This window comes from Kitasatospora sp. NPDC091276 (assembly GCF_040684355.1).
Lineage (GTDB): Bacteria > Actinomycetota > Actinomycetes > Streptomycetales > Streptomycetaceae > Kitasatospora.
Genome location: NZ_JBFBFU010000016.1, coordinates 105295 through 125262, shown reverse-complemented (window position 1 = coordinate 125262; position 19968 = coordinate 105295). Strand labels below are relative to the sequence as shown.

16 protein-coding genes are annotated in these 19968 nt (G+C 71.3%); 5 read left to right on the top strand and 11 right to left on the bottom strand.

The window, feature by feature from the left end; genetic code table 11:
- Nucleotides 1-66 precede the first annotated feature (66 nt).
- Nucleotides 67-2220 carry a prolyl oligopeptidase family serine peptidase gene (locus AB0O19_RS21385; RefSeq protein ID WP_363621438.1) on the bottom strand — a complete coding sequence of 718 codons (2154 nt, stop codon included), beginning with the start codon at nt 2218-2220 and terminating at the stop codon, nt 67-69.
- Nucleotides 2221-2532: 312 nt separating this feature from the next.
- Between AB0O19_RS21385 and AB0O19_RS21380 the strand changes: the two genes are divergently transcribed.
- The 5 genes from AB0O19_RS21380 (at nt 2533) to AB0O19_RS21360 (ending at nt 8570) form a co-directional block, all read left to right on the top strand.
- A complete protein-coding gene (locus AB0O19_RS21380) occupies nt 2533-2727 on the top strand; it encodes a DUF2304 family protein (RefSeq protein ID WP_063347949.1) in 195 nt (64 codons plus the stop codon).
- Nucleotides 2728-2758: 31 nt separating this feature from the next.
- Nucleotides 2759-3700 carry an N-acetyl-1-D-myo-inositol-2-amino-2-deoxy-alpha-D-glucopyranoside deacetylase gene (gene mshB, locus AB0O19_RS21375; RefSeq protein ID WP_363621437.1) on the top strand — a complete coding sequence of 314 codons (942 nt, stop codon included), beginning with the start codon at nt 2759-2761 and terminating at the stop codon, nt 3698-3700.
- Nucleotides 3697-4158, top strand: coding sequence for a DUF6113 family protein (locus tag AB0O19_RS21370; RefSeq protein WP_363621435.1), 462 nt, complete (start codon nt 3697-3699; stop codon nt 4156-4158). The genes mshB and AB0O19_RS21370 overlap by 4 nt, the downstream gene beginning before the upstream one ends.
- Nucleotides 4159-4396: 238 nt before the next feature.
- Nucleotides 4397-6736, top strand: a complete 2340-nt coding sequence (locus tag AB0O19_RS21365) for a peptidoglycan binding domain-containing protein (RefSeq protein ID WP_363621433.1) — start codon at nt 4397-4399, stop codon at nt 6734-6736.
- A 121-nt stretch (nt 6737-6857) separates the two neighbouring features.
- Nucleotides 6858-8570 (top strand): ABC transporter family substrate-binding protein, encoded by a 1713-nt coding sequence (locus AB0O19_RS21360; protein WP_363621431.1) that lies wholly within the window; start codon nt 6858-6860, stop codon nt 8568-8570.
- 20 nt (nt 8571-8590) lie between these two features.
- Here AB0O19_RS21360 and AB0O19_RS21355 read toward each other — a convergent pair whose 3' ends face one another.
- The 10 genes from AB0O19_RS21355 to AB0O19_RS21310 form a co-directional block, all read right to left on the bottom strand.
- Nucleotides 8591-9640 (bottom strand): ABC transporter ATP-binding protein, encoded by a 1050-nt coding sequence (locus AB0O19_RS21355; protein ID WP_363621429.1) that lies wholly within the window; start codon nt 9638-9640, stop codon nt 8591-8593.
- A gap of 158 nt (nt 9641-9798) precedes the next feature.
- A complete protein-coding gene (locus AB0O19_RS21350) occupies nt 9799-11010 on the bottom strand; it encodes a dipeptide ABC transporter ATP-binding protein (RefSeq protein ID WP_363621427.1) in 1212 nt (403 codons plus the stop codon).
- The gene (locus AB0O19_RS21345) at nt 11000-12052 is read right to left on the bottom strand and encodes an ABC transporter ATP-binding protein (RefSeq protein ID WP_363621425.1); all 1053 of its coding nucleotides are present in this window, start codon (nt 12050-12052) and stop codon (nt 11000-11002) included. The genes AB0O19_RS21350 and AB0O19_RS21345 overlap by 11 nt, the downstream gene beginning before the upstream one ends.
- 16 nt (nt 12053-12068) lie before the next feature.
- Nucleotides 12069-12983 carry an ABC transporter permease gene (locus AB0O19_RS21340; RefSeq protein ID WP_363621502.1) on the bottom strand — a complete coding sequence of 305 codons (915 nt, stop codon included), beginning with the start codon at nt 12981-12983 and terminating at the stop codon, nt 12069-12071.
- 76 nt (nt 12984-13059) lie between these two features.
- Nucleotides 13060-13986, bottom strand: coding sequence for an ABC transporter permease (locus AB0O19_RS21335; protein WP_363585423.1), 927 nt, complete (start codon nt 13984-13986; stop codon nt 13060-13062).
- A gap of 117 nt (nt 13987-14103) precedes the next feature.
- Nucleotides 14104-15729 (bottom strand): ABC transporter substrate-binding protein, encoded by a 1626-nt coding sequence (locus AB0O19_RS21330; RefSeq protein WP_363621423.1) that lies wholly within the window; start codon nt 15727-15729, stop codon nt 14104-14106.
- 172 nt (nt 15730-15901) lie between these two features.
- Nucleotides 15902-16918 (bottom strand): dipeptide ABC transporter ATP-binding protein, encoded by a 1017-nt coding sequence (locus AB0O19_RS21325; protein WP_363621421.1) that lies wholly within the window; start codon nt 16916-16918, stop codon nt 15902-15904.
- Nucleotides 16911-17963 (bottom strand): ABC transporter ATP-binding protein, encoded by a 1053-nt coding sequence (locus tag AB0O19_RS21320; RefSeq protein ID WP_363621419.1) that lies wholly within the window; start codon nt 17961-17963, stop codon nt 16911-16913. The genes AB0O19_RS21325 and AB0O19_RS21320 overlap by 8 nt, the downstream gene beginning before the upstream one ends.
- Before the next feature lie 19 nt (nt 17964-17982).
- Nucleotides 17983-18927, bottom strand: a complete 945-nt coding sequence (locus AB0O19_RS21315; protein WP_363621417.1) for an ABC transporter permease — start codon at nt 18925-18927, stop codon at nt 17983-17985.
- Nucleotides 18920-19846, bottom strand: coding sequence for an ABC transporter permease (locus AB0O19_RS21310; RefSeq protein WP_363372519.1), 927 nt, complete (start codon nt 19844-19846; stop codon nt 18920-18922). Before AB0O19_RS21310 ends, AB0O19_RS21315 begins: the two co-directional genes overlap by 8 nt.
- Between the last annotated feature and the right edge of the window lie 122 nt (nt 19847-19968).

Genomic DNA, 19968 nt, shown 5'->3' with positions numbered 1-19968 from the left:
TGTCATGGCTGCGGCCGGTACCCGGGTCAGGGGTACCGGCCGCACGACCGCAGGTCAGGCTGGGTGTCAGAGGCCCAGCGCGCGCTTCACGAAGTCGACCTGGAGCAGCAGCAGGTTCTCCGCGACCTCCTCCTGCGGCGTCATGTGCGTGACACCGGACAGCGGCAGCACGGTGTGCGGGCGGCCGGCCGCGAGCAGCGCGGAGGACAGCCGCAGGGTGTGCGCGGCGACCACGTTGTCGTCCGCCAGGCCGTGGATGATCATCAGCGGCCGCTCCAGCCCGGCGGCGTAGCCGGTCAGCGAGTTGGCCGCGTACACCTCGGGCCGCTCGGCCGGGTGGCCGAGGTAGCGCTCGGTGTAGTGGGTGTCGTACAGCTCCCAGTCGGTCACCGGCGCGCCGGCGACGGCCGCGTGGAAGACGTCGGGGCGGCGCAGCACGGCGAGCGCGGAGAGGTAGCCGCCGTACGACCAGCCGCGGATGGCGACCCGGCCGAGGTCCAGCGGGAACTCCTCGGCGAGCGCCTGCAACGCGTCGGCCTGGTCGTCGAGGGTGGCCCCGGCGAAGTCGAAGGCGATGGACTTCTCCCAGGCCGGGCTGCGGCCGGGGGTGCCGCGCCCGTCGGCGACGACCACGGCGAAGCCCTGGTCGGCGAACCACTGCGAGTTGAGGTGCGGGTTGTGCGCCTGGACGACGCGCTGGCCGTGCGGGCCGCCGTACGGGTCCATCAGGACGGGCAGCAGGCCGTCCCGCTCGCGGTCGTAGCCGGTGGGCAGGAAGACGGCGGCCGGGATGCGGCGCTCGCCGGCGAAGCGGAACACCGGGCGGGCGGTGATGACCGGGGTCTCGGCGTAGGAGGCGATGGTGGCGACGTCGTCGACGACCACGCCTTCGGGCAGGTCGCGGGCGACCTGGACGAGGGTGCCGGGCAGGTCGGGCTCGGCGGTGGCGCGCACGGTGATCCCGCCCGCGTGCACGGCGCTGGTGACGGAGGTGAACGGACGGCCGTTGGCGGACTCCCAGCCGAGCCGCTTGCCGTCGTGGCTGATCCGGCCGACGGCGATCCAGCCGGGCTCGGGGTCGGTCTCCGCGGCGCCGCCGGAGGCGGTGAACAGCACCTCGGCGTCGGTGACGGCGACCACCGAGCGCAGGTGCAGGTCGGCCCCGGTGACGGCCTGGTCGCCGATCACCAGCGCCCGCACGCCGCCCTCGTCGGAGATCCGGACCAGCTTGCCGTCCGGGGTCCAGGCCGGGACGCCCTGGAACAGCTCCAGCCAGGCGTCGTCGCGCTCCTCGAACAGCACCTCGGTGGCGCCGGTGGCCACGTCGAGGCCGAGGACCAGCTGGCTGCGCTGGTCGCGGGACTGGACGAGCAGCAGCGGCACGCCGCCCGCGGACCAGTGCACCCGGGCGAGGTACGGGAAGGCCGTGCGGTCCCAGACCACCTCGGTGCGGCCGCCGTCCAGGTCGAGCACCCAGAGGCCGACCTCGGCGTCGGCGGTGCCGGCGGCCGGGTAGGCGACCTCGGCGGGCTCGCGCTGCGGGTTGGCCGGGTCGGCGATCCACCAGCGGCGCACCGGGGTGTCGTCGGCGCGCTCGACCAGCAGCCGGTCGCCGTCGGGGGACCACCAGAAGCCCCGGTCGCGGCTCATCTCCTCCTGGGCGATGAACTCGGCCTGCCCCCAGGTGACGTTCGGGCCGTCGGGCTCGGCGAGCACCCGGTCGGCGGTGCCGTCGGCGCGGGTGAGGCGCAGTTCGCCGGCGGTGTTGGCGTAGGCGACGTGGCTGCCGTCCGGGGAGACCCGCGGGTCCAGCAGCGGGCCCTGGGCGGGCAGTTCGGCGGTGGCGCCGGTGGCCAGGTCGGCGGTGAACAGCCGGCCGGAGAGGGCGAAGGCGGCCAGCCGGCCGGCCGCGTCCAGGGCGTAGCCGACGATGCCGGCCGAGCCTTCGCGGCTGCGCTCGCGGCGGGCCTTCTCGGCGGGCGAGAGGTCCTCCTCGCCGCCGCCGAGCAGCACGGCCGGGTCGGCGGCGATCCGCTCCTCGCCGGTGGCGGTGTCGAGGGTCCAGAGCAGGTTGGCCCGGTCGCCGCCCGATCGGGAGCGCAGGAAGACGACCCGCGAGCCGTCCGGTGCGACGGAGAAGGAGCGGGGCGCGCCGACGGTGTAGCGCAGGGTCCGCGCGTACTGCCGGGGGAAGGTGTCCGCAGGGGTGTGGGAGGTCATGGCACCAGACCCTACGACGCCGTACTCCCGCTGCCGGGCGCCTGGTGATCACTCGTTCGGAGCATCGTTCCCGAGTACGCCCCAAAGGCGCCCATACCCCCTCCGACCGGCCCATGCGCCCTACGAGTGCCTCCGTACCCCGGCGCGTGGAGACTCACCGAATGTAATGCTCCCCTTACTCATCGGGTATGACTGGTCGGGCGAGTGATCGTCGGGCCCGTCCCGGCCACGGTCGCCCGACCGCAAGTCCCGTACGGTCCCACCGTCACCCTCCCCAGGGGGTGGCGCACCCGAGAAGGGGTGTGAGCCGACATGGCTTTGTCCGTCTCCGCAGCCATGCTGATGCTGGTCATCGTGGTGGTGCTGATCCGCCGCTCCGGGCTGAAGCTCGCGCACGCGATCATCTGCGCGCTGCTCGGCTTCTACCTGGCGTCCAGCTCGATCGCGCCGTCGATCAGCCAGGTCACCAGCAACCTCGCCGGGATGATCAACGGCCTGAAGCTCTGACCCCGCCACGGCGGTCGTTAGGCTTCCTCCCATGACCGCGACTACCGGCCGCCGCCTGCTCCTGGTGCACGCCCACCCCGACGACGAGTCGATCGGCAACGGCGCCACCATGGCCCGGTACGCCGCCGAGGGCGCCCAGGTCACCCTGGTGACCTGCACCCTCGGCGAGGGCGGCGAGGTGATCCCGCCCGGGCTGGCCCATCTGACGGCCGATCGGGACGGCACCCTCGGCGCGTACCGGATCGGCGAGCTGACCGCGGCGATGCGCGCGCTCGGCGTCACCGACCTCCGCTTCCTCGGCGGCCCTGGCCGCTACCGCGACTCCGGGATGATGGGCCTGCCCGACAACGACGTGCCCGGCTGCTTCTGGCGGGCCGACCTCGACGAGGCGGCCGGCCACCTGGTCGCGGTGGTCCGCGAGGTCCGGCCGCAGGTGCTGGTCACCTACGACGAGAACGGCGGCTACGGGCACCCGGACCACATCCAGGCGCACCGGGTCGCGATGCGCGCGTACGAGCTGGCGGCCGATCCGGCGCACCGCCCGGAGCTGGGCCCGGCCTGGCGGATCGCCAAGGTGTACTGGAACCGGATGCCCCGCTCGGTGATCGAGGCCGGGCTCGCCGAGACCGCCGCCCGGGCGCCCTTCCCCGGGACGGCCCGGCCCGCCGACGTTCCCGGGGTGGTGGCCGACGAGGTGGTCACCACCGTGCTGGACGGCTCCGCGTACGCCGGGCGCAAGGCCGCCGCGATGGCCGCGCACGCCACTCAGATCACCGTGGACGGCGCCTTCTTCGCGCTCTCCAACGACCTCGGCCAGCCGCTGGTCGCCACCGAGTACTACCAGCTGGTACGCGGCCAGGCCGGGCCGGAGCGGCCCGAGGACGACCTGTTCGCGGGGCTGTCGCCCGCCGCCGACCCGCTGCCCACCGCCACCGCCACCGCCACCGCCACCGCCGAGGAGAGCGTCCGATGACCGAGCCCGCCGCCGCCCGGCCGCCGCGCCGCTCGTTCCCGGCGGCCGTCCTCGGCACCCGCGAGGAGCGGCTGGCCGAGCCTCAGCCCCCGCGCGCCGCCCGGATCGCGGCCTACGTCCTGTTCTTCCTGCTGGGTGTCGCGGTGTCGGTCTGCGGATCCTTCGTGCAGGCCTTGTGGCCGCCCGTGGGGGTCCTGCTGGCGCTCGCCGCGACCGGCGCCGCCTTCTACGGCGGCCTGCGGGTCACCGGCACCCGGCTGGGCGCGGCACTGCCCGCGGCCGGCTGGTTCATGGCGATGCTGCTGGTGATCGTGCCCCGGCCGGAGGGCGACAACGTGCTGTGGTCCAACGCCACCTCGCTCGGCTGGCTGTTCGGCGGCTCGGTCCTGGGCGTGATCTGCGCCACCCTGCCGACCCGCGGCAGCTGGTTCCCGGGCGTGCCCGGTCCGCCGCGCTGAACCCGCCCGCGGGGCACGTACGGCACCGCGCACGACGCGCAGTCAGGAGCGCGCGGCCGTACTCTCATACCGGAGGAACCGGACGTATCAGGATCTGTCCGAAGCCGTTCGCCGCTCTGTTCTTCCCAGTATGGTGGTCCCGCAGAACGCCGTACCCGACCGCCGCCCGCCCAGGCCCGGCGACCACGAACCGCGGTCGCGCCGCACGGCCCGCCCGCGAACCCGGAGCAGAGCAGCATTGAGCAGCCGCGAATCTGACAACGCCCACCCGACGCCCCGGCGTACGGGTCCGGACGCCTACCCGTCGGGCACCCCGCCCTACGGCACACCGGGGCTCCCGGGCGGCGACCGGGCCGGTGCCGCCCAGGGCGCCGCGTCGGGCGGCGAGGACGACGGCCCGAAGACCGAGACCACCCTGACGACCCGGGTCCGGATCAACATCCCCGGGTCGCGCCCGATCCCGCCGGTCGTGGTCCGCAGCACCGTCAAGAACGAGGACGGCCCGGGCGAGGAGGCCCCGGCGGCCGCCCCCGAGCCGGGCGGCCCGCGGCACCGGTCCGCGCCCTCCTCCCCCGTCCTCGGGGTGATGGAGGGCGGCGCCCGCACGGCCACCCCGCCGGAACTGCCGCCGGAGTGGCAGGTCCCGCCGATCCCGCCGGCGACGTCCGAGGCCGAGTCCACCGGCGCCTGGTTCCGGCCCCGGCAGAAGAAGGCCGAGCCGGCGCCGACCGCCGTACCGGCCGGTGCCCCGAACACCCCGGGCGCGCCGGAGGCCCCGGCCGCGCCCGCCGCCGCCGAGCCCCGGCCGACGGCCGCCCCGGCCCCCGGCGCCCATCCGAACGGTGCCCGCCCCGCCCAGGGCGCGGCCCGTCCGAACGGCCGACCGGTGCCCGCCCAGGCCCAGGCCCCGAACCCGGCCCCGAACCCGAACGGTGCGCCGTTCCCCGCCGGCCCCGGTGCGCAGGCCCCGGCGGAGGAGCCCGGCGTGTACGAGGCCGCCTCCCCCTTCGCCCCGCCCACCGCCGACCCGTTCGCCCCGATGGCGCCCACGGCCGGAGCCCGCGGCCGGCGCGACGACCGCCCGCAGCAGGACGCCCAGCAGAACGGCGGCCAGCAGAGCGGCGGCCGGCGCAACGGCCGGCAGTCCGACGGCCGGCCGCAGCAGGGCCCGCGCCCGGGCGCCCGCCCGCAGGGCCCGGCGTCCGGCGCGACGGACCCGGAGGACACCTCGGTCGACGGCTTCGAGCCGATCCGCGAGGGCACCCCGCCGCCCGCCGCCATACCGGGCCTGCCGCAGAACGGCGCCGCGCACGGCGGCGAAGCCCGCCCGCAGCCCGGCCTGTTCGCCTCGGCCCCGGCCGGTGCCGACCCGTTCGCCGCCCAGCGCCCCGCCGCGCCGGGCCAGGACGCCTTCGCCCACCCGGCCCCCGGCGGGCTCTTCCCCGGCGCCCCCGGTACCGCCCCCGGGCACCCGCAGCAGCCCGGACCGGACCCGGAGGCCACCGAGTTCACCCCGCTGCCGACCCCCGCCCCGGGCCCCCGGCCCGCACCGCAGCCGGCCAGGACCGAGTCCGCGCCCGCGCCCGCGCCCGCCAAGACCAAGGGCAAGGCCAAGCCGAAGGCCAGCGCCGGCAAGAAGCTGGTCAAGCTGGGCGTGTACGGCGTCGGCTTCGTGCTGTTCCTCGGCGCCGCCGCGTACGGCACCGGCCTGATGCTCAACCAGTCCGACATCCCCAAGGGCACCGTGGTGCTCGGCACCGACATCGGTGGCAACAGCCGCGACCAGGCGATCCACCAGCTCGACGAGACCGTCGGCAAGACCGGCCAGCAGCCGCTCAAGCTGAAGGTCGGCGACCAGGCGCTGAACCTCGACCCGACCGTCGCCGGGCTGAGCTTCGACACCACGGGCACCGTGGACGGCCTCGCCCAGCACAGCTACAGCCCGGTCGACGTCATCAAGTCGCTGAAGGGCGGCACCAAGGCGGTCGCACCGGACGTCAAGGTGGACCGGGCCAAGCTCAAGGCCGCCCTGGACACCCTGGCCTCCGGCTCGGGCCAGGGCCTTCAGGAGGGCTACGTCAAGTTCGCCGACAACGGCGACCCGGTCGTGGTGCCCGGCCGGGCCGGCCAGGCCGTCGACTCGGCGAGCGCCCTCGACGTGGTCGAGCAGGCCTACCGCGACCGCGCCGCCGGCAAGCCCGAGCAGCCGATCGCGCTCGCCGTGACGGCCGCCCAGCCCAAGGTCTCCCCGCAGGCCCTGCAAGCCGCCGCGGACAGCCTCGGCAAGTCCGCGCTCAACGGCAACGTATACGTCCTGGCCGGCGCCAAGAAGTGGATCTTCGGCAAGCAGGTCGCCGCCAAGACGCTCACGCTCGTCCCGGACGCCTCCGGCAAGATCGTGCCCAAGTGGGACCTCGACGCGCTGAACGGCCAGCTGGGCAGCGTGTTCGACAAGGTGAAGGTCAAGAAGAACGGCCAGAACGCCGCGATCACCCCGCAGGACGTCGCGGACGCCGTCACCTCGCTGCTCGACAAGACCGGCGAGAAGGACCGCACCTTCAAGTTCACCGTCGCCTGAGCAGCGACCGCACCGACCGGGGGGCGGGCCGGCATCCGGCCCGCCCCTCGACAACTCCCCCTCCCGGTCAGCAAGATGTGACGCCACACCTTCCGCCACAGCCACCTCGGGGAGCACGCCGATGAGCCGCCGCCTCCAGCACCGGACGGCTCTGCTCGCCGGTCTCACCGCCCTGTCGCTCTCACTGACGCTCTGTTCGTGCGCCTCCGGCCAGGGCGGCGCCGCCGCCGACGGGCCGTCCGCCACCGGGGCCCCCAAGCTCACCTCGATCGACGTCAACCCGCGCGAGCGCTCCCAGCTGCGCCAGGGCGGCACCCTGCACCTGGCGATCGCCCAGTTCTCCCGCCAGTGGTCGCCGATCCAGACCGACGGCAGCGAGTCCTCGACGATCAGCGTCAGCAAGCCGCTGCTGCCGACCTTCTTCCGCTCCGACGCGGCCGGCACCCAGACCGCCAACCCGGCCTACCTGCAAGACGCCCACGCGGAGCTGCGGGACGGCCGGCAGGTCGTCGTCTGGACGCTCAACCCGAAGGCCCACTGGTCCGACGGCACCCCGATCACCTGGCGCGACCTCGAAGCCAACTGGCGGGCGCTGAACGGGAAGGACCCGGCCTACCGGCCCGCCAGCAACACCGGCTTCGAACAGGTCTCCTCGGTCGAGCGGGGCAAGGACGACTTCCAGGCGGTGATGACCTTCGACCGGCCGTTCTCCGAGTGGCAGTCGATGTTCAACGGCGCCGCCAACGCCCCGCTGCTGCCCGCGAGCCGGCTCGCCACCCCGGAGCTGTTCAACTCCGCCTACCTGGACGCGATCCCGGTCACCGCCGGCCCGTTCAAGGTCGAACGGATGGACCGCGCCGCCCAGACCATCACGCTGGTCGCCGACCCCGCCTGGTGGGGCGACAAGCCGCTGCTGGACCGGATCGTCTTCCACGCCATGCTGCCCAACGCCATGGCCCCCGCCTTTGCCAGGGGCGAGATCGACCTCTTCAACAACGGCCCGGACGTCGCCGGCTACCAGATCATCAAGAGCACCAAGGGCGCCGCCGTCCGCCGGGCCGGCGGGCCCGACTTCCGCCAGCTCACCCTCAACGCCCGCACCCCGGCGCTCAGCGACGCGACCGTCCGCCAGGCCGTCTTCCAGGCCATCAACCGGGACGCCGTCATCCGCTCCGACCTGAACGGCCTGGACTGGCCCGCCGCCCCGCTCAACAACCACCTGCTGGTCGCCAACCAGAACGCCTACCGGGACAACTCCCTCGGCCTCAGCCGCTACGACCCCGCCGAGGCCGCCCGCAAGCTGGACGCGGCCGGCTGGCGGCTCGACGGCGACGTCCGCAAGCGCAACGGCCGCGAGCTGAACCTGCGGATGGTCATCCCGGCCGGCGTCACCCAGGCGCAGAGCGAGGCCGACAGCGCCACCAGGACGCTCAAGGACGTCGGCGTCAAGGTCACCACGGTCACCTCCGCCGCCAACGAGTTCTTCGACAAGTACGTCAACCGCGGCGACTTCGACATCACCGCCTACTCGCTGCTCGGCACGCCCTTCCCGGCCAGCGGCAACCGCGCCGACTTCGTCCAGAACGGCGGCACCAACCACGTCGGCGCGGGCAGCCCGGCCGTGGACGCCGCCCTCGACCGGGCCGCCGCCGCACCCGACGCGGCCACCGCCTCCGAGGCGATCAACCAGGCCGACGGCGAGCTGTGGAAGGTGGCCGGCGTGCTGCCGCTCTACCAGCGCCCGCAGCTGTACGGCGCCCGCGCCAACCTCGCCAACATCGGCGCCCAGGGGCTGTCCGACATCGTCTGGGAGAACGTCGGCTTCGAGCGGTAGACGGCGGCGCCCCGGCGTCCTCAGCCGTGCAGGGTCTCCCGCCAGAAGTGGCAGGCACTGCGACGGCCGGGCAGCTCGGCGCCCTCGGCGTCCACCATCGGCACCAGCGGCGGGAGTTCGCTCAGGCAGCGGTCCTGCACCCGGTCGCAGCGCGGGTTGAACGCGCAGCCCTGCGGGATCTTCAGGAGGCTGGGCGGCAGGCCCTTGATGGCGTGGAGGTTCTGCCCCTTCTGGTCCAGCCGCGGGATCGAGTCGAGCAGTCCCCGGGTGTACGGGTGGGCGGGGCGCGCGTACAGGTCGCGCACCGGGGCCGTCTCGACGATCCGGCCCGCGTACATCACCGCGATCGTGTCCGCGACGTCGGCGACCACGCCGAGGTCGTGGGTGATCAGGATCAGCCCCATGTGGAACTCGTGCTGCAACTCGGCCAGCAGGTCCATCACCTGGGCCTGCACGGTGACGTCCAGCGCGGTGGTGGGCTCGTCCGCGATGATCAGGTCCGGCTCCATGGAGAGCGCCATGGCGATCATGATGCGCTGGCGCATGCCGCCGGAGAACTGGTGCGGGTAGTCACCGACGCGCTGCCTGGCCGCCGGGATCCGCACCCGGTCCATCAGCTCGATGGCCCTCTCCCTGGCCTCCTTGCGGCTGGCGCCGCGGTGCACCTGGAACATCTCGCCGAGCTGGTACCCCACGCTGAGCACCGGGTTGAGCGAGGACAGTGCGTCCTGGAAGATCATCGCGATCTTCTGGCCCCGGACGAACCGCCGGGCCCTGGAGCCCATGGTCAGCAGGTCCTCGCCGCGGTAGAGGATCCGCCCGCCGGTGATCCGCCCGGGCGGCGTGTCCAGGATGCCCATGATCGCCTGCGCGGTCACCGACTTGCCCGAACCGGACTCACCCAGCACCGCCAGCGTCTCCCCGGCCGACACCGAGTAGCTCACCCCGTTGACGGCCCTGGCCACGCCGTCCCGGGTACGGAACTCGACGTGCAGGTCGTCGACCTCCAGCAGCGGGGTCCCGGGCACCAGGTTCTCCCGACCGCCGCCGATCACCTCCACCATGTCCATCCGAGCAGCCCTCCCCCAGCGCAGCGGCGAGCACCTGTACGCGCAGAGCAACTATCAACGACCCGACCCCACTTGCGGAATCGCGCGGCACGTCTCTTTTCCATCACAAGAAAGGGCGCACCCCCGGTGCGGGGGCGCGCCCTGGGTCTCGCGAGCCGCTAACCGGGCTCGGTACCGCCCTGCCCGACCTCGCGCTCCGCCGCGCTCTGCCCGATCTCGCGCTCCGCCGCACTCTGCCCGACCTCGCGCTCCGCCGCGCTCTGCCCCATCTCGCGCTCCGCCGCGCCCTGCCCGATCTCGCGCTCCGCCGCGAAGTGACACGCCGAGTCGTGCCGGGCCGCCCCGCCCAGCCAGGACGGCGAGGCGAGCAGCGGGATCTCGGCCGCGCAGCGGTCCTGCGCCTTCCAGCAGCGGGTGCGGAAGCGGCAGCCGGACGGCGGGTTGGCCGGCGAGGGCACGTCCCCGGTGAGCACGATCCGGTCCCGCGACTCCCTGGCCGTCGGGTCCGGCACGGGGACGGCGGAGAGCAGCGCCTGGGTGTACGGGTGGGTGGCGTGGTCGTAGATCTCGGCATCGCTGCCGATCTCGACCATCTTGCCGAGGTACATCACGCCGACCCGGTCCGAGATGTGCCGGACGATGGAGAGGTCGTGCGCGATGAACATGTACGAGAGGTTGAACTCCCCCTGCAGCTTGTCCAGCAGGTTGATCACCTGCGCCTGCACCGACACGTCCAGCGCGGAGACCGGCTCGTCACAGATGATGATCTCCGGCCTGAGCGCCAACCCCCTTGCGATGCCGATGCGCTGGCGCTGCCCGCCGGAGAACTGGTGCGGATAGCGGTTGATGTACTCGGGGTTGAGCCCGACCACGTCCAGCAGGTCCTGGACGGCCTTGCGGCGGTCCCCCTTCGGCGCCACCTCGGGGTGGATCTCGAAGGGCTCCCCGATGATGTCGCCGACCGTCATGCGCGGGTTCAGCGAGGTGTACGGGTCCTGGAACACCATCTGGATGTTGCGGCGGACGGCCTTCAGCGCCGACCCGGACAGCCGGGAGATCTCCTCGCCCTTGTAGCGGACCGATCCCCCGGTGGCCGGCTCCAGGTTCATCAGCACCTTGGCCAGCGTGGACTTCCCGCAGCCGGACTCGCCGACGACGCCCAGCGTCTCGCCCTGCCTCAGGTCGAAGGAGACCCCGTCGACGGCCTTCACGGCGCCGACCTGCTTCCTGAACAGCACGCCCTTGGTCAGCGGGAAGTGCTTGACCAGGTCCCGGACTTCGAGGATCGGCTCGCCGCGCGGCACTTCCTGGGCGAAGGCGGCCTCCTCCGGCACCGCGGCACCCAGTGCGGTGGACCCGTTAGCGGCCATGGAGGGTCTCCTTCCAGAAGAAGCAGGCGCTGCCCCGCCCGGCCAGCGGGGCACCGTCGTCCTCGGCGACCGGGTACAGCTCCGGCACCTCGGCCCGGCAGCGGTCCTGCGCCCGCGGGCAGCGCGGGTTGAAGGCGCAGCCCTGGGGGATCCGCAGCAGGTTGGGCGGCAGGCCCTTGATGGCGTAGAGCTCCTGGCCCTTCTGGTCCAGCCGCGGGATGGAGTCCAGCAGGCCGCGGGTGTACGGGTGCGCGGGGCGCGCGTACAGCTCGTGCACCGGGGCGGTCTCGACGATCCGGCCGGCGTACATCACGGCGATCTTGTCCGCGACGTCGGCGACCACGCCGAGGTCGTGGGTGATCAGGATCAGGCCCATGTTGTACTCCGCCTGGAGCTCCGCGAGCAGGTCCATCACCTGCGCCTGGACGGTGACGTCCAGCGCGGTGGTGGGCTCGTCCGCGATGATCAGGTCCGGTTCCAGGGCCAGCGCCATGGCGATCATGATGCGCTGGCGCATGCCGCCGGAGAACTGGTGCGGGTAGTCGTTCACCCGCTGCTTGGCCGCCGGGATCCGCACCCGGTCCATCAGTTCGACGGCCCTGTCCTTGGCCTCCTTGCGGGACGCCCCCCGGTGGGCGCGGAACATCTCGCCGAGCTGGAAGCCCACCGTCAGCACCGGGTTGAGCGAGGACAGCGCGTCCTGGAAGATCATCGCGATCTTCTGGCCGCGGATCCTGCGCCGCTCCTCGTTGCCCATCTTCAGCATGTCCCGACCGCGGAAGCGGATCTCCCCGCGCGGGATCCGGGCCGGCGGCATGTCCAGGATGCCCATGATCGCCTGCGCGGTCACCGACTTGCCCGAACCGGACTCGCCGAGCACCGCGAGCGTCTCCCCCGCCCGGACGCTGTAGTCGACCCCGTTGACCGCCTTGGCCACGCCGTCCCGGGTGACGAACTCGACGTGCAGGTCACGGACGTCGAGCAGCGGCCCCTCGTACGACGCGGCCCGCTCGGACCTGCTGGCGTCCACAGCTGTACTCACGTTGCGCTCCCCTCGCTCAGCGAAGCTTCGGGTCGAGGGCGTCGCGCACCGCGTCGCCCAGCATGATGAAGGCCAGCACGGTGACGGAGAGCGCCACGGCCGGGAAGAACAGCACGTACGGCGCCGTCCGGATCACCTTCTGGGCGGAGGAGATGTCGATGCCCCAGGAGATGGTCGGGTCCTGCAGACCGATGCCGAGGAAGCTCAGCGTCGCCTCGGTGGCGATGTAGCCGCCGAGCGCGATGGTGGCGACGACGATCACGGGGGCGATCGCGTTCGGCAGGATGTGCCGGAACATCAGCCGCCCCGTCCCGGCGCCGAGCGCCCTGCCGGCCACCACGTAGTCGGACTGTTTGACGGTCAGCACGGCGCCGCGCATGACGCGGGCGATCTGGGTCCAGCCGAGGAAGGCCAGCGCGATGACCACGCTCCACACCGTGCGGGTGGTGAAGGCGTTCAGCAGCACCAGGGCGCCGAGCAGCAGTGGGAGGCCGAAGAAGATGTCGGTGATCCGGGAGATCACCGCGTCGACGGCGCCGCCGAAGTAGCCGGCGACCATGCCGGCCAGTCCGCCGAGCACGGTGACCGACAGGGTCACGCAGATGCCGACGGTGATCGAGGCACGGGCGCCGTACACCACCCGGGCGTAGATCGACCGGCCCTGCCCGTCGTAGCCGAACCAGCCGGCGCCGAAGAAGTCCGTCCAGTTCGGCCGCCTGAGGTAGTCGTGCACCAGGTCGGCCTTGCGCGGGTCGGCGTCGGTGAACGCCCAGGGGAAGACCGCCATGACGACCAGCAGCAGGATCAGCACCGCGGAGATCAGGAAGATCGGCCGCCGGCGCAGGTCCCGCCAGGCGTCGCCCCACAGGCTGCGGGCCTCCTCCCGCTTGGCCGGGTCGGACTCGACCAGGGTCTCCTGCTCGACCGCCATGCCCTGCTCCCCGGCGTAGTCGAGGTGCGAGACCCCGGGCTTGGGGCGCGGCTCGTACGAGTTCTCGTCGTGGACGTCAGGCATAGCGGATCCTCGGGTCCAGGACCGCGTAGAGCAGGTCGACGAGCAGGCTGGCGACGAGGTAGACGATCACCAGGACGGTCACGATGCCGACCACGGTGGGGCCTTCCTTCTGGTTGATCGCCCGGTACAGGACGTTGCCGACGCCCTGCACGTTGAAGATGCCCTCGGTGACGATCGCCCCGCCCATCAGGGCGCCGAGGTCGGTGCCGAGGAAGGTGACCACCGGGATCAGCGAGTTGCGCAGCAGGTGACGGGAGATGACGGTCCGCCGGGGCAGCCCCTTGGCGACCGCCGTGCGGATGTAGTCGGCCCGCAGGTTCTCGCCGATGGACGTCCGGGTGAGCCGGGCGACGTACGCGAGCGAGAGCGAGCCCAGCACGATCGCGGGCAGGATCAGCTGGGAGAGGTCGGTGGAGTCCTGCACCGTCGGGGTGACCCAGCCGAGGTTGGTGGCGAAGATCGTCTGCGCGATGTAGGCCAGCACGAAGACCGGGATCGAGATCACCACCAGGGTGAGGATCAGCACCAGGGTGTCCTGGACGCTGCCGCGCCGGAGGCCGGAGGCCATGCCCAGGGCGAGGCCGAGGACCACTTCGAAGACGAAGGCCATCAGCGCGAGCCGGATGGTGACCGGGAAGGCGGTCGCCATGATCTCGGAGACGGGGCGGCCGGTGAAGCTCGTCCCGAAGTCCCCCTGGAAGAGGTTCCCCATGTAGTGCAGGTACTGCTTCCAGACCGGCTGGTCCAGGAAGTACTTGTGCTTGATGCTGGCCACGATGGCCGGGTCGGCGGCCTTCTCGCCGAACAGCGCCGACACCGGGTCGCCCGGCAGCGTGTAGACCATCAGGAAGATCAGCAGCGTGGTGCCAAAGAACACCGGGATCATCTGCAGCACCCGCCGCAGCACGTAACTGCCCATCCGAGCCTCCTTCCTAGACGTGCCCTGGGTGCACGGCCGGCCGGGGACGGTCGGCCGGGAGGGCCGGGCCCCGCCCTCCGTGCGGGAAGGGCGGGGCCGGCGCGAGGGGTCGGGGGATCAGCCCTTGACCTCGACCTGGGTCCAGGCCGGGTTTCCGAAGGAGTCGAACTTCACGTTCTGCACCTTGGTCGAGTAACCCGAGTTGGTGCGGTAGTACCAGAGCGGGATGGCCGGCATCCCGCTCGGCAGCACCGCCTCGGCCTGCTGGTAGCCGGTCACCGTGTCGGCGACGCTGGCGGCCTCGTCGGCCTTGGTGGCCGCCTGGTCGAACTGCGGGTTGCTGTAGCCGAAGTCGTTGGACGCGGCGCCGGTGCGGTACACGTCGGACAGGAAGTTGGCGTTCAGCGGGTAGTCCTGCACCCAGCCGGTGCGGAAGGCGCCGTTGACCTGGTGCCCGGTGATCGCGGCGCGGGCGGTCTTGAAGTCGGGCTTCGGGTCTCCGAGGCACTCGACGCCGGTGCTCTGCCGGATCGAGTTGCAGACCGCGTCGACCCACTCCTTGTGGCCGCCGTCGGAGTTGTAGGTGATCAGCAGCTTGTTGCCGGGGACGCCGCCGCCGTCGCTGATCAGCTGCTTGGCCTTGGCGGGGTCGAACTTGCAGAAGTCGCCGCAGGCGCCGTCCTTGTAGCCCTCGACGCCCTCGGCCACCCAGGCGGTGGCCGGCTTGCGGGAGTTCTGCAGCACCGTCTTGGTGATGGTGTCGCGGTCGATCGCCATGGACAGGCCCTGGCGCACCTTGGCCTTGTCGGGCGCGGCCCAGTCGGCCTGGTAGAGGGTGAAGCCGATGTTCTGGATGGCGCCCTGCGGGGCGTCGATCGCCCGGTCTCCGAGGTCGCTCTTGTACGTCGCCAGCGCGGACGGCGGCACCTGGTCCATCACGTCCAGGTTGCTGGACTGGAGGTCGGCGTAGGCGGCCTCGGACGTGGTGTACATCTTGAAGACGATGCCGCCGTTCTTCGGCTTGTCGACGCCCTGGTAGTCCGGGAAGGCCTTGGTGACGACCTCGGTGTTGTGGTTCCAGCTGACGAACTGGTAGGGGCCGTTGCCCACCGGCTTCTGCCCGTACCCGGTCGGGTCGTTGAAGAAGGCGTCCGGCAGCGGGGAGAAGGCGATGTAGCCGAGCTTGTACTCGAAGTACGAGACCTTGTTGCTGAGCTTGACGGTGAAGTGCAGGTCGTCGACCACGGTCAGGCCGGACATCTTGGTCGCGGTCGGCTGGCCGCTGCCGGGGTGGACGTCCTGGTACCCCTCGATGTCGGAGAACCAGGAGCTGTTGATCTGGTTGTTGCTGGTGGTCGCGCTCCAGTTCCAGGAGTCCACGAAGTTCTTGGCGTGCACCGGCGTGCCGTCGTGGAACTTCCAGCCGTCCTTCAGCGTGACGTCGAAGGTCTGGGAGTCGCTGGTGTCGATCTTGTCGGCGACCTGCATCCGGATCTTGGCGGTGGCGGGGTCGTAGTCGACCAGCCCCTTGAAGAGGTTCTGGATGATGCGACCGCCGCCGACCTCGTTCGCGTTGGCCGGCTGCAGCGGGTTCTGCGGCTCACTGCTCTGGTAGCTGAAGCTCTTGCTGCTGTCCGACGAGCTGTTGCTGCTTCCGCCGCCGCCGCTGCTGCACCCGGTGGCCACCAGGGCCACGGATGTCGCAGCGGCGAGGACCCAGCGAGCACGGGCGGCTACGGGCATGGAGGTCCCTCCTCGTGGTGTGTGTCGCATCACACCCCATGAGAAGCGCGCCCGGACGACGGCGCGAGTCAGGTGCACCCGGACGGGTGCACCGGACGCCCCGTGAGTTGACGGAACGACGGAAGGGCCCGCGGCGCGAAGCCACGGGCCCTTCCGGGGATGCCACGGGGAGTCAGGCGGCGGCCGGCTCCCGGACCTCGGCGAAGTGACAGGCCGACTCGTGCGCGGCCGGGCCCTTCAGCACCGAGGGCACCGCGAGCAGCGGGATCTCCTCGGCGCAGCGGTCCTCCGCCTTCCAGCAGCGGGTGCGGAAGCGGCAGCCGGACGGCGGGTTGGCCGGCGAGGGGATGTCACCGGTCAGGATGATCCGATCGCGGTTCTCGCGCGCCGTCGGGTCCGGCACCGGCACCGCGGAGAGCAGCGCCTGGGTGTACGGGTGGGTGGCGTTGTCGTAGATCTGCTCGTCGGTGCCGATCTCGACCATCTTGCCGAGGTACATCACGCCGACGCGGTCGGAGATGTGCCGGACGATGGAGAGGTCGTGCGCGATGAACATGTACGACAGGCCGAAGTCGCCCTGCAGCTTCTCCAGCAGGTTGATCACCTGCGCCTGGACGGACACGTCCAGGGCGGAGACCGGCTCGTCACAGATGATGATCTCGGGCTTGAGCGCGAGACCGCGGGCGATGCCGATGCGCTGGCGCTGGCCGCCGGAGAACTGGTGCGGGTACCGGTTGATGTACTCCGGGTTCAGACCCACGACGTCCAGCAGGTCCTGGACGGCCTTGCGGCGGTCGCCCTTGGGCGCCACCTCGGGGTGGATCTCGTAGGGCTCCCCGATGATGTCGCCGACCGTCATGCGCGGGTTCAGCGAGGTGTACGGGTCCTGGAACACCATCTGGATGTTGCGGCGGACGGCCTTGAGGGCCTGGCCGGACAGCTTGGAGATGTCCTCGCCCTTGAACAGCACCTGGCCGGAGGTGGCCCGCTCCAGGTTCATCAGCACCTTGGCCAGCGTGGACTTGCCACAGCCGGACTCGCCGACGATGCCGAGCGTCTCGCCCTTCGCCAGCGCGAAGGAGATGCCGTCGACCGCCTTGACCGCGCCGACCTGCTTCTTGAAGAGGATGCCCTGGCTCAGCGGGTAGTGCTTGACCAGGTCCTTGACCTCCAGGATGGGCTCAGCCATGGAGGGTCTCCTTCCAGAGGTGGCACGCGCTGCGGCGGCCGGTGAGCTCCTTGCCGTCCTTGTCGGTCACCTGGTGCAGCGCCGGGATCTCCGTGCGGCACAGGTCGGTGGCGACGTCACAGCGGGGGTTGAACGCGCAGCCGGTCGGGACCTTCAGCAGGTTCGGGGGCAGGCCCTTGATCGCGTACAGCTCCTGGCCCTTCTGGTCCAGGCGCGGGATGGAGCGGAGCAGGCCCTTGGTGTACGGGTGCGCCGGGTTGGCGTACAGGTCGTGCACCGGGGCGGTCTCGACGATCCGGCCGGCGTACATCACAGCGATCTTGTCCGCGACGTCGGCGACCACGCCGAGGTCGTGGGTGATCAGGATCAGGCCCATGTTGTACTCGGCCTGGAGCTCCGCGAGCAGGTCCATCACCTGGGCCTGGACGGTGACGTCCAGGGCGGTGGTGGGCTCGTCCGCGATGATCAGGTCGGGCTGCATCGAGAGCGCCATGGCGATCATGATGCGCTGGCGCATGCCGCCGGAGAACTGGTGCGGGTAGTCGCCGACGCGCTGCCTGGCGGCCGGGATGCGCACCCGGTCCATCAGCTCGATGGCCTTCTCCTTGGCGTCCTTCTTGGAGGCGCCCTGGTGCACCCGGAACATCTCGCCGAGCTGGTAGCCCACGCTGAGCACGGGGTTGAGCGAGGACAGCGCGTCCTGGAAGATCATCGCGATCTTCTGGCCGCGGATCCTGCGCCGCTCCTCGTTGCCCATCTTGAGCATGTCCTGGCCGCGGTACAGGATCTCGCCCTGCGTCACCTTGCCGGGCGGCATGTCCAGGATGCCCATGATGGTCTGGGCGGTCACGGACTTGCCGGAGCCGGACTCTCCGAGCACGGCGAGCGTCTCGCCGGCCGCGACAGAGTAGTTGACGCCGTTCACGGCCTTCGCGATGCCGTCCCGGGTGTGGAACTCCACGTGGAGGTTCTTGACCTCCAGCAGCGGGGTGCCAACTTCGAGTCGGCCGCTCTTCTGGTTGTTGTTCTCGATCACGGTGGTCATCGGGTCGTCACCTCTTCTCTCAGCGGAGCTTCGGGTCGAGGGCGTCGCGCACCGCGTCGCCGAGCATGATGAAGGCCAGAACCGTGAGGCTCAGCATTCCGGCGGGGAAGAACAGGGCGAACGGGGCGGTCCGGATCACCTTCTGGGCGGTGTTGATGTCGATGCCCCAGGAGATGGTCGGGTCCTGCAGACCGATGCCGAGGAAGCTCAGCGTCGCCTCGGTGGCGATGTAGCCGCCGAGCGCGATGGTGGCGACGACGATCACCGGGGCGACCGCGTTCGGCAGGATGTGCTTCCACAGGATCCGGCTGGTGCCTGCGCCGAGCGCCTTGGCGGCCGTCACGAAGTCGGCCTGCTTGACCGTGATGACCGAACCGCGCATGACACGGGTCATCTGGGTCCAGCCCAGGGAGACCAGCGCGAAGACCACGCTCCAGATGGTGCGCGAGGTGAAGGCGTTGAGGATGACCAGGGCGCCGAGCAGCAGCGGGATGCCGAAGAAGATGTCGGTGACCCGGGAGATGATCGTGTCGACCCAGCCACCGAAGTAGCCGGCCAGCATGCCGGTGATGCCACCGAGGATGGTCACACCCGCCGTGACGCAGATGCCGACGACGACCGAGGCGCGGGCGCCGTAGATCACCCGGGCGTAGATGCTGCGGCCCTGGAGGTCGTAGCCGAACCAGTCCGCCTGGAAGAAGTGGCTGTAGTTCGGCTTGGTCAGGTAGTGCAGACGCAGGTCGCCGGCGCGCGGGTCCGCCGAGGTGAACAGCCCGGGGGCGATCGCGATGACGATCAGCAGCAGGATCAGCAGCGCGGAGATCACGAAGATCGGCTTGCGGCGCAGGTCGTGCCAGGCGTCGGAGCCGAGGCTGCGGGCCTTCTCGGGCTTGGCCGCCGGGGTGTCGGCGCCACGCTGGGCCGGGATCTCCTCGGCCGTCTTCTTCTCGGTCAGGTCAGGCATAACGGATCCTCGGGTCCAGGACCGCGTAAAGCAGGTCGACGATCAGGCCGGCGGCCAGGTATACGAGCACCAGGAAGGCCACGAAGCCGGCGACCGTCGGGCCCTCCTTGTGGTTGATCGCCGCGTAGAGCGCGTTGCCGATGCCCTTGACGTTGAAGATGCCCTCGGTCACGATCGCGCCACCCATCAGGGCGCCCAGGTCGGTGCCGAGGAAGGTGACCACCGGGATCATCGAGTTGCGGAGCAGGTGGGTGCCGATCACCTTGCGCCGGGGCAGGCCCTTGGCCACCGCGGTGCGGACGTAGTCGGCCTTGATGTTCTCGGCTATGGAGGTACGGGTGAGACGCGCCACGTACGCCAGCGACAGCGAGCCGAGCACGAACGCCGGCAACACCAGCTGGGTGATGTCGTTGCTGTCCTGGACGGTCGGCGTGACCCACTTCAGGTTCTGCCCGAAGACCGTCTGGAAGATGAAGCCGAGCACCGGAACCGGGATCGAGATCAGCAGCAGGGTCAGGACCAGGGTGCTCTTGTCGAACGCCTTGCCGCGGCGCAGACCGGCGAAGAGGCCGATGGTGACGCCGAGCACGATCTCGATGGCGAACGCGAACAGCGCCAGCCGGGTGGTGACCGGCAGCGCATCGGTGATCACGTCGAGCACCGGCCGCTGGTCCAGGGTGGTTCCGAAGTCACCGGTGAGCAGCTTCCCCATGTAGTCGAGGTACTGCTGGACCAGCGGCTTGTCGAAGCCCATCTGGTGCCTCAGAGCGGCGAGCTGGGCCGGGTCCGGCGCCTTGTCGCCCCACATCGCGGCCACCGGGTCACCCGGCAGCGCGTGCACCATGAAAAAGATGAGCGCGGTCGTTCCGAGGAAGACCGGGATCATCTGGAGCAGTCGCCTTGCGACAAAGCGCCCCATCGTGCCTCCATGTATGACTCTGCCGGGCCCGTCATCCCGGCCAGAGATAAGTCGGCGTGCCAACGGCCGGTGCCAGTCCTCGCCCTTGTGGGGATGGGACGGGCACCGGCCGTTGTCACCGG